Consider the following 14233-nt stretch of genomic DNA (forward strand, 5'->3'; position numbering starts at 1 on the left):
TTTTGTCAACTGTTCAGGCGTTTTTGTCGGTCTGAAAAGGCTTGAGCAGACGTACGGAAGGAAGCACGAAGAAGCAGGAAGTCGCTGGCAAAGTCGGTACGCTGGAATGCGGCACGATCGTTTGTGGTGCGCGCCGCATAAATCTTACAAAAGAGGCCGATAAGCACGCCGACGAACAGACGGGCATAAGGGAAGCGGCTGCTATTGAGGGTAGGGCGAGGAGACGATTCACACTCGTTCGAACCGCGATGGCGCCCCGGGCAGGGCACGCAGGACGAAGCAGCGTGCGCGTATTGGGTATTCACGGTTCCATCGGCTGTCGTCCAGCAGCCGCGAGTCGAGACTAGAGCCGGTATGGCGAACTCCATGACGAAAAAGCTGAACGATGTATCCGTCGAAGACGACGCAGTGCAAAACGCAGAGTCTGGCGCCGCGCCTGCGGCGAAGGTCGAAAAGGCCAAGGCTCGCGACCGCCGCGCGAAAGAAAAAGCGCTGCTGAAGGACGCGTTCTCGTCGAGCGCGCCCGGCACCGTAGAGGAGCTCGAGGAGCGGCGCTCGAAGCTGCGCGCGCTCATCAAGCTCGGCAAGGAGCGCGGATTCCTGACCTACGGTGAGATCAACGATCACCTCCCGGACAATTTCACGGAGACCGAGGCGATCGAAGGCATCATCAGCACGTTCAATGACATGGGCGTGGCGGTGTACGAGCAAGCGCCGGATGCCGAGACCCTGCTTCTGAACGACAACGCGCCGAACGCCTCGTCCGACGACGAAGTCGAGGAGGAAGCCGAAGTCGCGCTTTCCACCGTCGATTCCGAATTCGGCCGCACCACCGACCCGGTCCGCATGTACATGCGCGAGATGGGCACGGTCGAGCTGCTGACGCGCGAAGGTGAAATCGAGATCGCGAAGCGCATCGAGGACGGCCTGAAGCATATGGTCATGGCGATCTCCGCGTGCCCGACGACCATCGCCGACATCCTCGCGATGGCCGAGCGCGTGCAGAACGAAGAAGTGCGCGTCGATGAACTCGTCGACGGCCTGATCGATCCGAATGCGCAGGACACCGACGGTTTCTCCGAGCAGGAAGCGGAGGCGATCGAATCCGAGGACGAGGAAACCGAGGAAGAGGGCGACGAGGAAGAGGAAGAAGAGGACGACGGCAGCGCCCAGGCCAGCGCCAACGCCGCGCAACTCGAAGCCCTGAAGGCGCAGTCGCTCGAGAAGTTCGCGCTCATCAGCGAATGGTTCGACAAGATGCGCCGGGCCTACGAGAAGGAAGGCTACAAGTCGAAGGCTTATCTGAAGGCGCAGGAAGCCATCCAGACGGAACTGATGAACATCCGCTTCACGGCGCGCACCGTCGAGCGCTTGTGCGACACCTTGCGCGCGCAAGTCGATGAGGTGCGCCAGGTCGAGCGGCAGATTCTGCATACGGTCGTCGACAAGTGCGGCATGCCGCGCGCCGAGTTCATCACGCGCTTCCCCGGCAACGAAACGGATCTCGAATGGTCCGATAAGGTTGTCGCGGAAGGTCACGAGTACAGCGCGGTGCTGGAGCGCAATATTCCGGCGATCCGCGAGCAGCAGCAGCGTCTGCTGGACCTTCAGGCGCGCGTCGTGTTGCCGCTGAAGGACTTGAAGGAAACCAATCGCCAGATGGCGGCGGGCGAGCTGAAGGCGCGTCAGGCGAAGCGCGAAATGACCGAGGCGAACCTGCGTCTCGTGATTTCCATCGCGAAGAAGTATACGAACCGCGGCCTGCAGTTCCTCGACTTGATTCAGGAAGGCAACATCGGCTTGATGAAGGCTGTGGACAAGTTCGAATATCGTCGTGGCTACAAGTTTTCGACGTATGCGACGTGGTGGATTCGTCAGGCCATCACGCGCTCGATCGCGGACCAGGCGCGCACGATCCGGATTCCGGTTCACATGATCGAGACGATCAACAAGATGAACCGCATCTCGCGGCAGATTCTGCAGGAAACCGGCCTCGAACCGGATCCGGCGACGCTTGCCGAGAAAATGGAGATGCCGGAAGACAAGATCCGCAAGATCATGAAGATCGCGAAGGAGCCGATCTCCATGGAGACGCCTATCGGCGACGACGACGATTCGCATCTCGGCGATTTCATCGAGGATACGAACACGGTGGCGCCGTCGGATGCCGCGCTGCATGCTTCGATGCGCGATGTCGTGAAGGACGTGCTCGATTCGCTGACGCCGCGCGAGGCGAAGGTGCTGCGGATGCGTTTCGGCATCGAGATGAGCACGGATCACACGCTCGAAGAAGTCGGCAAGCAGTTCGACGTGACGCGCGAGCGGATTCGCCAGATCGAGGCGAAGGCGCTGCGCAAGTTGCGGCACCCGAGCCGGTCGGACAAGTTGAAGTCGTTCCTCGAGGGCAATTGACGGGACTTGTTTTGAGAGGCGTTGTGAGGCAAACTCGCAAACCTTCGTAGTTGTCTTGCGCAATGTTCGGAAGTAACAGAAAGCGCCGTTAGCGGCGCTTTCTTTTTGTGCTTTTGCGGTTTTGCGTGCTAAGGGCCGGAAGCTTAATTGGTATAAGCTGTCGACTCATAATCGACCGATAGTGGGTTCGAATCCCACCCGGCCCACCAGTAAATACTGCGTAGAATCAATGGTCTATGTGCCGTTAAGCATAAAATGGCCACCTGGACAGGTTATGCTTTATTGTCCGATGGGCCATTTTATGGTTTATCGGCTGACGCCCACCGCCCGTGTGGAGGCAAACTCGCCAAGACTGCCCCGACCCTCGCGGGCACGATGACCCGCACGTCGTCCACGCCGTGGCTAAGCGGCCCTGCCACGCAAAGTCACCAAAATTGTCCGCGGCGCACGCCCGCACGAGGCAAGGTCACCAAAATTGTACGGTCCGGGCAGGACGCCCGTGCGTTGGTGCCCGAATCCAGCGATCCTTGCAGGCCGAAAACCCAAACGCGGCTCTCTCGTCGGCCGTAGCCATCGCCGGCAGGACATTTTCGGTGACCTTGCTCTCAGCAACTCCACATGCCGCAAACCGACCACTGGCGGCGAAAGCCCTTCGCCGTCCTGCTTCACAATCCCGCCTTCCTCTTCTAAGCGGCTCTACACGCCCTCCAGCCTCCGCGCGTCACGAGACCTCCCGCACCAGCCTCGCCAACCTCCTGTAGCCGTTGTAACGCAGCCTCGCCGTGAATTTCGACTGCCCCCACCTAAACCTTGCCAATACCGCATGCTGAACCAGCCTGCGAGCTTCTGTTCCGTAGCACTGTCATGATGTCGTCTTCTCACACAGAGTCACCCCGCGGTCGGCGAAAGGCTCGTTCAACTAGGCTGGAGTCTCGGCGACCGTAACCTCAAGCGCCTACGCCCATCCATGACAGTCAGCGCCAGCCCCGTTACCAGCCGTTTTCAGATGTCGTCGTCGCCCCATTGATTCGGACCGGTTTCTTTGAGGTCGTCGTCTCCCAATTGATTCGGACCGGTTCCTTTCCAAGAATTGCGGAACTCGTATGGAAAGAATTCCGCTTCTCCACCGAAACAGAGAGCGCCTTGAGTGGCCATTGCGATAAATGTCTCAGCATAACGGTATTGGTTATAGAACGCATCGTCGGCATAGCAACGCGCACGCTCATCCCAGTCATCGAAATCCTTTTGCAACTTTCTGGCGACTTGAGGCCCGAAAGGACCCCCCGCAATCCATATCGGAGCAATTCGAAGAACGGCGGCGGCGTGTTCGGTGTCGTCATCTCCTGGTCGTGACCGACCATCTCAGCCAGTTTAACGAGAAACGACAAATATCCGTTTTCCGCGCAAGTTACGTCGAAATCATATGATTCTTCCCACGAGTAGATAGCACCGACTTCAAGTCCTGCGCTGAGTTGCGAATACTCAGGCAGTCCGTCAAAACGAATGAGCCCTTCGCGTCGCTTGCCTGATTGCGGGTCGAACAATGCTGTAACCGGCGCCCCGGCGTCCGCACGCTTCTTCAGACCGCAATAGGCAACGTAGTATCCAAGAAAAAATTCGTTTGCCATACCGTATTCAAAAAATGCTTGTTAATTAGTTGGAGAGTTTGACGCATCGGGTTGATTTCCGAGGCGTCGGAACAGATCTCGGTTGAATTAGCCTGATGCAACGGCCAATCGATAGTAGAATATATCATAAATTTCTCTATATTTTTCAATAGGTTGCGAGAATTTTGATAATCGTGAAATATACCTACTAAATTAGCGTAGTTTTTTGGATTCTGGGTCTTGTGCGCCTGGATTTCGTTCGGAAGGCGGACCTTTTCGCGCCTCCCAACCGGGCCACGGACGTTTTGGCCCGCACGACTATTTCTCGTGGAATTGCCCACAGCCCCAAGTGCACGGCGAAAACCGCCCAAAAAACCTCTCAAAATCGCCGCCGTCGCCATGTACGGACGAGCATGACGGACCTGTCGATGGCGCTCATCGAGGCACATGTGAGCACTCAGCAGCATCGGAAGGGCCGCCGATCTCTGTTTTAGAATGATCCCTCTAATTCCAAAATGCGTGCCTATTCACTATCCGTTTTTGTTTTCCACTGATCGGCGGCGTGAGCATTTGAGTTTAAGGCTCTTTCCCATAATCCATTCGCACTTTAGAATGCGCTTATCTGATTGAGCAAGGCCATAAAAACCAGTTCCCTCTCGGACGGGGACTACGTGATTGGCCGTGCTCGATAATAATTTTCTCGAACACACTTTCAACCAAAGAGAGAGGTAGTTGTTGTGAGCTGAATCCATTTGATCTGTCGCGCCGTGCACTTGTCCGTGCTTTCGTGCGCGATTTCGACGCTAGTGTCGATAATTCAAACTATTCGGAGTGCAACAATGTACATGGAAGGATATTTCCTCATTTCGCCGGCAATAGAAAAAATTGAGGGGCCATATTCAAAGGACATGGTGGACCCGGAAACGGGGGAACCACTGTGGGTTGACGAGGAAATGGTTGTGGTTGCACCTCCCGATTATCCGCAGCTAGCCGCAGGGCTTGAAATCGGAGCTCTTTATCGAGCGGTACGACGGCCCAATGGAAGCAGTGGATTTTTGCACGGCCTCGATTCGCTGCAGGAATATTACGATTGGTGCGAGAAGCTGGTTAGCCTTGTGACGAACGGGAAGAAGTTGAAAGAACGTCCAAATAACGAGGTCGAATGGTCCAATCAGCTTTCAGGACTCGTCGAAGATAGCGAGAAGTATCCCGAAACCGGAGGGCGGGGACCGTTCTGGGAGCTGCTCCGCTACGGTCTTCGCGGGATGACGTTTGGTCCGGTCGTCTGCCAGAGGCTCGCAGCGGATTTTAGAAAATGGCAGTCGGCGGCCCATGCATTGGATGATTCGAATTTTTCCGGCTGGTATTCCCATATCTGGTCGACGTTCGCGATGGCTGACGAAGCCGGAATCGTCACGTATGGATGGTGCTGGACCGAAGACATGGAACCGAAACTCGGAATAGAAACGCTCAAGCTGTTCGAAGATTGACGACCTGACGAGCTCTGAGCCGGGCGGTTTGCTCAGGTAACCAAGCGAGCACAGCACATGTTGCGCTCGCTTTTTTGCTTCTACGCCAGCGATCCGGTCGGCCGTCAGGCCGTCTTCACAGACCGCCGACGGCAGAACTGTTTCTTCGGTTGGCGACTTGCGCCAATTTTGCGACGCCTGGTCGGAGAGCCGCTCAGCCTTTGCAACCGTTTCCGCCGAGCTTTCTTGCGAATGCTGAAGTCCTAATCTCCGACGTGTTGGGCGGTGCCGGCCATCGACGCCGCCAAAAAAGAAAGCCCGCCATCTCTGGCGGGCAAACAAGAGGGCGGGCGCTATCCAAGCGCCCGACTAAAGTTTCCACCGCCGCACGGCTCAGTACAAGCGCCGCGTTGAAATGCTGCATTTCGCGATCAAGGGCGTTCGGAATTCCGCGCGGAAACTGATTCGCATGAAAGCTTCGATTTTCTCGCTGGCGCACTGTGTTTATACGCCAGCGATCCATTCCGGCCATCGCAGACCGTTGCTTCTTTGCTTAAGAACTCGCCGCCCCCGACCGTGAGATGTTTGACCGTCGGAGCGAACCGTCCTGGCTGGGATGGATGCAGCAGCCAGGCACCAGATGCGACAGCGATCCTTCCAGCTGAAGACACGGGTGCGCCGAAATCCGTGGTTAGCTGCGCGGAGTTTTCGGATACGAGGCGAATCTCGTGGTTTCAGCGCAGGTTGGCGGTGCCGCTTCATCACGGCGCGGAACAAAACCGGTGCGAGCGTCGCAATTCAACAGGAATAGCCACGCCATCACGCGTGGTCAGCGGCAGCGAAGGCTCTGCTAGGCGCGTCAGCGATTGACGAGATCGCAGAACTCGCTCGAATGGACAAGCACGAATCCAGGACACCCATCACCTGGTTGCGGACCATCGAAAGCAGCGCCCACCTTGTCGTAGTGTGTACAACCCTCGAACCGAGCGTTAAACGCGCCGCCGTCAGTCGTCGGATTAACCCCTCGATAGACGATCCTGCCTTTCTCGGTACCCGTACGCAACCTCAAGGACGAGTTACGCCGTTCGGGACGTCGCATCCCCTTCGCACTACGACCTCGCGGGTAATCGGATCAATGCGTTCGACCCACCCGTCCTCCATCTCTGCGAGAGGGACCTGGATAAGCTCAATTGCCGCACAACTAGCGAGCCGTCCTCGCACATCTTTTAACACCTGTCCCCGACTGCGCTCAAGCCCTCTCTCATCCAATTCTCCTTCGTAACCGTGCACGTACGTTGCATGGACGTCGCCGTTTGCGGGATCGAACGCGACGATAACGACTGCGGAGAAAGCCGCGCCACTCGGACTCCGGGACATTTTGATCATCGTTGGCTCCGTCAGCTCAGGAAGTAGAAGGACCACCCGCCCATTCCAGTCGCAACGTCTAGATCCAGCGCGATGGTGACCGACACGCAGCGATCAACTTCCAGGAAGCTGGAAACCGCCTCTAGCTCCGTCTCCTGCATAAACCCGTTGCCGTCAAGGAATTCAAAACGTTTGAACGTGGCAACCGCGGTCCCGACTCTGCCGTCTTTTTGACCGATACTGACTTCGGCGAGATATGCGGACGCCACGATGTGGGGGAGGCCCGGAAAGGGGATTCGAAAGTAATGCGTCTGGAGATCGCTCGCGTTGACGATGGGGCCCCAAGTGAAGGTTTGAACGAATTCAACTGCCATGTGACCTCCGGTCGCATAACCACGCTGCCACCTAACAGGTATTTAACGGATCCGCCCGTCCCTTACTATTGAAATTATCAAGGCATCGCGAAAAGCGATCGTGACTCATTTATAGCTTGGAGGTTCTTGGATTTCCACCTGTATATGTGAGGATAGGGGTATCCGGAACTTCGTGTGGAAACTCATTCGCACGAAAGCTTCGATTGACCTCCCCGAGGCTGTCCAGGACCGGAAGTACGGATTGGACAATCTCGGGTCGGCAGACCTACCCCGAGACAGCGCCGGCTCGACGTCATGCTCAGTTGACGAAGCGGCATCGCGTCAACACGGCTGCTTCGGGCAGAAGCCGATCCGTTTCCTCTCGTCGCCCCTCCCGAAAACTGCCGTTCTCGGTAGCCAACAGTCGCTTCGCGATGCACTGCGATCGCTAGCTCGCCCCCCCGTCGCCTCAGGTCACTGAAAGAAAAAGCGGGTCTTTCGGCTCTTGGCTTTCCGCCAATCTTTGCAACGCCTGCTCGAAGAGCTGATCCGCGTTCGCGAATCGAAGGCGCTCGCCCTCGAAAACCGCTTCGATGTCTTCCCTCGAAAGGACGAGAACCCCGGTCTCGGCCGCCGCGCGATGGTCCGCCTTGATTTCGTCTCTCGTCATCGCCGTCACGATGACCGGCAAAACACGAACGTGTTGAAGGCCCGACGTAGCGAGCATCTTACGCAGCGCCGCTTCGCGAGCGCTCAATTTCGACAGCTTGCTCTCCGCGCGAAGAAGCCCGAGCGTGCACTCGACGACAACGAAATCGCCCCGCGGGCTAACGGCCACAATGTCGAACACATCGCGCGTCTTGGGACTCATCCCGAAACTGACGGGCGCGAATCCTAAACCCCATAGCACCCAAGCTACAGCCGACTCGAAGTCGTCTGCCGCTTTGCCTCTCGGCGGAAGCTCAGGGAGCAAATATCCCCGCAACAACGTTCCAGTCTGATCCACGCTCGAAAGGACCGCCGCTCGGGCATTTTGATACGTATGCGGATCGGCGAACCAGCGTAGGTGATGAGCATGCCCGGCGTACGAAGCGATGCACTGAATTACTGCGCCGTGCGGCGCCTCCAGCGATACGCGTCCGACGACATCGCCAGACCGTTCACCCCAATGCAGTTGGTCGCCGTCGACCGACCCGCGATTGACCACGATTCCCTTGTCCAGAATTCGATACCCCAGCCGCGCTTTCGAACGGTCGAGGTCTGGCGCCAGCCAAAGCCCCAAAGCTGCATTCCCGTCTTTGACGCTCGACCCAACCCAGACCTCAGCCGCGGCGTGTGCGACCACTTCGAGGATCGTCTGCGTGTTTGGGGCGGCGCCGAGACCGTATTCGACGCTTAGCTCAGTTAGCGAGTCGAAAGGCCGAGCGGCTGCTTTGAGCATCCAATCTGTTTGCGGCTGCGGGGCGAGCATGTCCCGTCTGCCGCCGCACAGCGTCAGAACCGCAAGGCGATTTCCTTGGCTAAGCCCCTCATGGTGAAGGAGGTCTGGCGGTCCAACGGAGATGTTCTGGTTGTCGTCGGAACGAAGAACGAGCTTGCCAGGGATATAGAACCCATCGGGGGAGGCAATTTTCTGAATGGTTTCGGCGAAAGCCACAACGCCGCCTGAGAGCTCAACTTGGCCTGCCACAACTTCGCCGGTCTCAAACCAGTCCTTCTGGGGCTCCCTGAAACTCGCGGAAAGGAACATGCGGGCAGCCAGAATCACGAGCGAATCGTCGCGCTTGACTGCGATAAAGCTCAGACTCGCTTTGGAATACGCGGACTTCCACGGCTCGATCGCCGCGAAGAATTCGGCGATCATGTTGTGCACATGCTGATTCACTTGTTCTCCAGACGGGGGCGGCAACTACAGTAACGGCGTTTCGACGGGCATGCAGGAAAGGGGGCGAGAGCAGGCTCATCGCGCGCGACACTTGCAGTCCCTGGCTGCCCGTGCAGGGGACCTCGCGTTCGGACGAACTCGTTGCTCAAACCTTGCGTCCACAAACGTGCCGAAGCATCCCATCTGAATGCTGACCGATGTGACCAATAAAGCTAGGGGGTGACCAGCTCGGCAAGCTTGGCCGCGACGTCTGCCATCGACCCTTCTGCAGTGCTCAAGCCGCTTCGCGAGCCGAGCAGCGGGCTGACATCCCGGAGGGCCTCGTACGTCGTGTCGTGCACGATGGGAACGAGCAAGTCACGCGCTAGGAGTGCCGAAAGTTCTTTTTCGGCGATGCCCTCTCCCTGGACGCGGCGCAGGAGCGCAGGGGTAACCAGCACGATCCCGACTCTCGATTTCGCCAGGCCCTTGTCGATTTCGCGGAGCAACGACGTGCCGAGGAGGACGTCCTTCTCGCTAAACCAGACCGAGACACCATGCGACTCGAGCAGATCGTGCAGCTCTTTGGCAGCCCCTTTCCTGTCGTCCCACGCGGGACAAAGAAAGACGTCCCGAAGATCCGGCACGGATGCTCGTTTCTCGACGTTCTCGCGGACCGGGGTGAGCGTCCGCACTTCGGCGGGCGTGTACACCACGGACGAACCTGCACGCGACCAGCGTGCCCGTACGCTGCTGCCGGACCCACCGGTGCTGCTCCGACCGCCCCCGCTGCTCCCCGACGAGGAGTAGGGTGGGGAGTAGGAGGAGGGCGAAGAATATGAGTATGACCGGTAGCTGCTATAGCGGCTGCTACATGCGGGGCAGGCCGCTGCCGCGCTCGCTGTGCGATGGCCCTGTACGGGTGCTGTGCATCTAGCCATGTGGTAATCCTTTCCTTTGTAATCGCTCTTTCTCATAGAGGATGAGCAGCCGTTGGTACTAGGTACCATCGACTGCTTTCTGGTCTCACCGCAAAGCGCCGCGCAATACGGCTGGAAAAGCAGCGAGGAGCATCCAATGCGCGACGGAGCTTACTTTTTCGGCTTACCCGCGCCATTGTGAGCCGGGCGGTCCATGGTGTAGCTCTGTCCCGGCTTCGGCGTAGGCGGCATCGGCTTGCCTTTCACCGCGGTCCGCTCCTCCCCGGTCTTGCCACCTCGCGGGCCCACGACGCCATACTCACCGGATCGCGGCGCGATTTGTCCGGGCTTCAATTTCTCTGCGATTGCTTAACACTACTAACCACATACGACAGCTTGACTCCAGCGGATCGCCGGCTTGCTGCCGCGCACTTCCCAAGAATCAGTCGCCTACTCAGCAACATCTCGGCGGCTGGCCAGTGGCGTCACCCCGCACTTCTTACCCCGTTGTGCAATCACGGGTAAACTCTACCACATACGAACCGTCTGATGTACAAGATAAGAGGAAAAACCTGTCGCCGACCACAATATCTTGTGTGTGTTGTCTCCGCCGGCATTCGCGATTTATCTGGCCCTTAATTTGGCGCCGACAACATTTGCCTTGTTGAGCAGCGGGGAGGTAGTCGCGATGTCGACTAGACTTGGTTTTGGGCGCACCCACCGCGCCGCTGAGCATATGGAAGCCGCTCGCGATCGCGAACGTCGCACGCCCGGCATAACCGCAGCCAAGGCACAATTCCGGTTACCTCGCTGCGGAATGCAGCGCGGGGCAGATGTCACGGGCGACCCGCTTCGGATCGAAATCGGCGAAGCTACTTCTTGAGGTTGGGCATCAAGATGCCGACCCGACCCCAGCCGGCCTTGCCGCGCAAAGTCACCAAAATTGTCCGCGGCCCAAACTTCCTCGAGGCAAGGTCACAAAAATTGTACGATTTCGCCTCCGCACCCGTGTATTGGCGACCAAATTCAGGGAGATTCGCGCCGAAAAGTCGATCGCGACTCTATCGGATGGGCCACAGCCGGCGCAGGCAGCACAATTTTGGTGACCTTGCGGCGAGGCGTCGGACACCACCGCTGGCGGCATGCACGCTTCAGCACAGAGAGTCCGCCGGCTATAGCGCAACGGCCTGAAGGCTGAGGTCTTCCGCGCGCCCTGGTAAAGCTCCGAGCCGCTCTCTGCGCTGCAGGCTTGGCGCGTCGTTGTCTCAACTGCGCTCCTTCATGTTTCGAAGCAAGTCGAAGAGGTTCCGCACTTTAATCGAGCTTTCTTCGGGTGCATGTGCAAGTATCTCTCGAAGATTAACTGCCTTTCCCTCTGCGACAATTTCCGGATAAACTCTTTCGATAAGCTCGCGCGTCTCTATCAAATTTTGCTCGTTGCGGCGTTGCACCTGCTGTTTTCGTCGCTCAGTAATGGCGTCAGTTTCCTTTTTCGCGTGCCGGTAGAGATCGCGCTCGTGGATATTTAGGCTTCGCGCAGCATCCTTTATGCTCGTAACGCTAGGCAATTCGGCTGATGCTGCTAATGTCGCGCGTATTTGACGCCAGTCGTGGCGTCGACCCTGGGCTCGCTTTTCAACCTCTGGGAATAGTGCGTTCAATTCATAGATTTCTGCTGATGCGGGCGTCCAGTTGGCCAAGTTGCCAATCAGCAAGTCGGGCAGCGTCAATCCGGTTTGCGAGACGATACGCAGAAGGGCGGGAAGTGTGGGTATGCCATCGCCCTTAAGCCAGTGGTGGACGGTTGCTTTACCGAGCCCAATGCGGCGAGCGAACATTGCGCTCTTTCCATCGTCCAAGCGTTGCACCAGCACGCGAATTCCTTCAATCAAAACTTCGCGTGCACCGATAGAAGGCAAGGTGTTTTGAACACTCAGCATTGCGCCGACCTGCGATGCAATCCAGATTTCGGCTGGCGTCCCGGTCTCCGCATTGCAGTTTTCGCCGAGAAAGCAGCCGCAGGACGTACACCAGCCTGGCACGACGAACGAAGATTTATGGCGGACGTCGGTACCGCCGCAATCCGGGCACACATGCACCAGCCTGATTTTGTGTTTCGAGCAGGTGGTCACGGTTCCGATGTCCCACGCCAGACGAAAGTACGGCGTTGCGCCCGCAGCACGGTCCTCAGCAAGACAGTGCGGGCACCATCGGGAAGACGTGGGACGCGGACTAGATTGCGCGATGACGTGGCGCCAGGGAAGCATCGTCAGCCTCTCCAAATTTCCGACACTCGTTAATATCGATAACGCGCGCGCCCATTTCTCGGTCGCGTCCGACATTCCGCTCAGGTTGGCGCTAATCCATACGTACCTATCGGAAAACTCCCAATTCGAGGCATCAACAACTCTTCGCCCCAGGTTGTACGTGGAGATGCAATGAGACATAGCCAGCCGGCAGAAATAGCTCACCAGGCTTTCGACTTCCGGCGTTCCGACGCCGATCGGTGCGACGGGATTGAGCACCGAGCGCGTCATTAACAATTCTTGGGTCATTGGAAGGTCCATTTTTATGCGGCTGCACGCTTGAGTTTGGGCATCACACGCGTGAAGCTCGGCCCAATGGCGCTCTCTCCGTCGAGAATCTCCTCGAGAATTCGCTTGCGCTGCGCCTCAGTGAGGAGCGCGCGTTCCAACGAATCGACCGACCACGAGCCCGCGGCTTCCGCGAGTTTGGCGGCGCGGATGAGCACGCTGCTCAGAGTGCCGACGCACCCTAGCGTGTTCTCAAGCAGGCCTTTCGCGTATTGAGTGAGCTGACCGCCCCAAAGGTTGGGCAACGTTTTCTCGAACGCCAGCACGCAGCGTTCGAACGCCTTGACATCTTCAGGCCGGTCGTCACGGTAGCGTTCGAAATGAAGGACGTGCGTGCGTCGAGCAAGTTGGCCGGACAGCGACACCAATTCGTAAAGGTCGTAGGACCCGACGAGAACCATCTGAGTGCCACACTGGTTTGCCAACGACTTGAGGGTATCGAGCTGAATCTCGAGCCTATGCTTGCCGCGAGTCTGCCGGATGATGTGCGCCGCCTCATCGATGACGAGGAACTGCACCTGGCGCTCGCGCAGCCCGCGTTCAACGGCAGTCCGAAGGGCAGCCAGGCTGTTGCCAGTAGCGCCGCGTGGGCGTACGGCTCTTCCCGTCGCTTCATCGACGCCATAGAGCATCTTGGGCGCCTCGAGGTCGTCGCCGAGCTGCGTGAGAATTCGTCGATAAAAAAGCTTCCATGAGAAATCATTCTCGCCCGATGACGGGGCCTCAACGTAGACGGCGGGGATGACGCCACCGTTTGCTTCCATTTGCGAACGGCCTCGCTCGAGCGCGGATTCAACCATGGACCTCGACAATGTCGTCTTGCCTGCGCCGGTAGGCCCGCATACGAGAAGAATGCTGTCCTGGCTGCCAGCATAGATGAGCGTGTCGAGTTCTCGCATCACATCGGCAACGCGAGTGTGCTTGATGCGCTTACTTGAGAGTGCTTCAACCGCGTCAATTTCGGGTTGCAATGTTTCGTTGGGTTGGGACATGCTTTTATCGGAGGTCCTTCAAATCTTCGAATTGGATGACGTGCGTCCGGCGGGCCAGCTGCGCGGAATGCGACACCAATTGACGCACGTCATCCGTGCCGACCAGGACCAGCTGAGTACCACACTGATTCACCAGTGACTTCAGGGCGTCGAATTGAAGCGCGAGTTGATGCTTGTTGCGAGTCTGGCGAACAATGTTTTCCGCCTCATCGATGATGAGGAAGCGCACCTGCCGTTCTCGCAGACATCTTTCAATGGCCGTGCGGAGCGCTGCGAGGCTATAGCCGTTGGTTGCGCGCGGGTGCGCACCAAGCTTGTCGCCAAGCTGGGCGAGAATTCGGTGGTAAAACAGTTTCCAGGAGAAACCATCCCCTCCCGATACGGGCGCTAGGACATAGACGGCGGGAATGACGCCAGCCTTTGCGTTCGTTTGCGAAAGGCCTCGTTGGAGAGTGGTTTCCACCATGCGCTTTATCAGCGTGGTTTTGCCCGCACCTTCGGGGCCGCAAACCAAGACAATGCCGCCCTGGCTGCCCGGATGAGGGTTGAGTTCTTCCATCACGTCGATAGTGCGGGTGTGGTTGAGGCGCTTCGCTGTGAGCGCGTGGATGGACTCCATCTGTGATGGCTGTACGGTTTCGGTCTTTTGTGACATGG

11 protein-coding genes and 1 tRNA gene are annotated in these 14233 nt (G+C 57.9%); 3 read left to right on the forward strand and 9 right to left on the reverse strand.

Going from position 1 to position 14233, the window contains the following annotated elements; translation table 11 throughout:
- Positions 1-5: 5 nt before the first annotated feature.
- Positions 6-305: a hypothetical protein gene (locus NOV72_RS31880; protein ID WP_146149974.1), complete on the reverse strand. Its 300-nt coding sequence runs from the start codon at positions 303-305 to the stop codon at positions 6-8.
- A 49-nt stretch (positions 306-354) separates the two neighbouring features.
- On the opposite strand from NOV72_RS31880, the gene rpoD reads away from it, so the two are divergent.
- Together rpoD and NOV72_RS10070 are read left to right on the forward strand one after the other, a co-directional pair.
- Complete coding sequence (gene rpoD / locus NOV72_RS10065) at positions 355-2412, forward strand: RNA polymerase sigma factor RpoD (RefSeq protein ID WP_106854451.1); 2058 nt, start codon at positions 355-357, stop codon at positions 2410-2412.
- 132 nt (positions 2413-2544) lie between these two features.
- A tRNA-Ile gene (locus tag NOV72_RS10070) sits at positions 2545-2621 on the forward strand.
- 780 nt (positions 2622-3401) lie between these two features.
- Here NOV72_RS10070 and NOV72_RS10075 read toward each other — a convergent pair.
- The gene (locus tag NOV72_RS10075) at positions 3402-4040 is read right to left on the reverse strand and encodes a hypothetical protein (RefSeq protein WP_106854452.1); all 639 of its coding nucleotides are present in this window, start codon (positions 4038-4040) and stop codon (positions 3402-3404) included.
- Positions 3992-4486 carry a hypothetical protein gene (locus tag NOV72_RS32235; RefSeq protein ID WP_181290961.1) on the reverse strand — a complete coding sequence of 165 codons (495 nt, stop codon included), beginning with the start codon at positions 4484-4486 and terminating at the stop codon, positions 3992-3994. The genes NOV72_RS10075 and NOV72_RS32235 overlap by 49 nt, the downstream gene beginning before the upstream one ends.
- Positions 4487-4858: 372 nt before the next feature.
- Here NOV72_RS32235 and NOV72_RS10080 point away from each other — a divergent pair, with 372 nt between their 5' ends.
- Positions 4859-5509: a hypothetical protein gene (locus tag NOV72_RS10080; protein WP_106854453.1), complete on the forward strand. Its 651-nt coding sequence runs from the start codon at positions 4859-4861 to the stop codon at positions 5507-5509.
- Between the two features lie 1376 nt (positions 5510-6885).
- On the opposite strand, the gene NOV72_RS10090 is transcribed toward NOV72_RS10080, so the two are convergent.
- The 6 genes from NOV72_RS10090 to NOV72_RS10120 all read right to left on the reverse strand — a co-directional run bounded on the left by NOV72_RS10090 (position 6886) and on the right by NOV72_RS10120 (position 14231).
- Positions 6886-7227 carry a hypothetical protein gene (locus tag NOV72_RS10090; protein WP_106854455.1) on the reverse strand — a complete coding sequence of 114 codons (342 nt, stop codon included), beginning with the start codon at positions 7225-7227 and terminating at the stop codon, positions 6886-6888.
- A 448-nt stretch (positions 7228-7675) separates the two neighbouring features.
- Entirely contained in the window at positions 7676-9091 is a 1416-nt protein-coding gene (locus tag NOV72_RS10095) for a hypothetical protein (protein WP_146149975.1), read from the reverse strand.
- Between the two features lie 212 nt (positions 9092-9303).
- Positions 9304-9786, reverse strand: a complete 483-nt coding sequence (locus NOV72_RS10100) for a toll/interleukin-1 receptor domain-containing protein (protein WP_245932974.1) — start codon at positions 9784-9786, stop codon at positions 9304-9306.
- A gap of 1469 nt (positions 9787-11255) precedes the next feature.
- Positions 11256-12545, reverse strand: a complete 1290-nt coding sequence (locus tag NOV72_RS10110; protein ID WP_245932975.1) for a TniQ family protein — start codon at positions 12543-12545, stop codon at positions 11256-11258.
- 14 nt (positions 12546-12559) lie between these two features.
- Positions 12560-13576, reverse strand: coding sequence for an ATP-binding protein (locus NOV72_RS10115; protein ID WP_106854459.1), 1017 nt, complete (start codon positions 13574-13576; stop codon positions 12560-12562).
- Positions 13577-13580: 4 nt separating this feature from the next.
- Positions 13581-14231, reverse strand: coding sequence for an AAA family ATPase (locus tag NOV72_RS10120; protein ID WP_106854460.1), 651 nt, complete (start codon positions 14229-14231; stop codon positions 13581-13583).
- Between the last annotated feature and the right edge of the window lie 2 nt (positions 14232-14233).

The organism is Caballeronia novacaledonica, from assembly GCF_900258035.1.
Lineage (GTDB): Bacteria > Pseudomonadota > Gammaproteobacteria > Burkholderiales > Burkholderiaceae > Caballeronia > Caballeronia novacaledonica.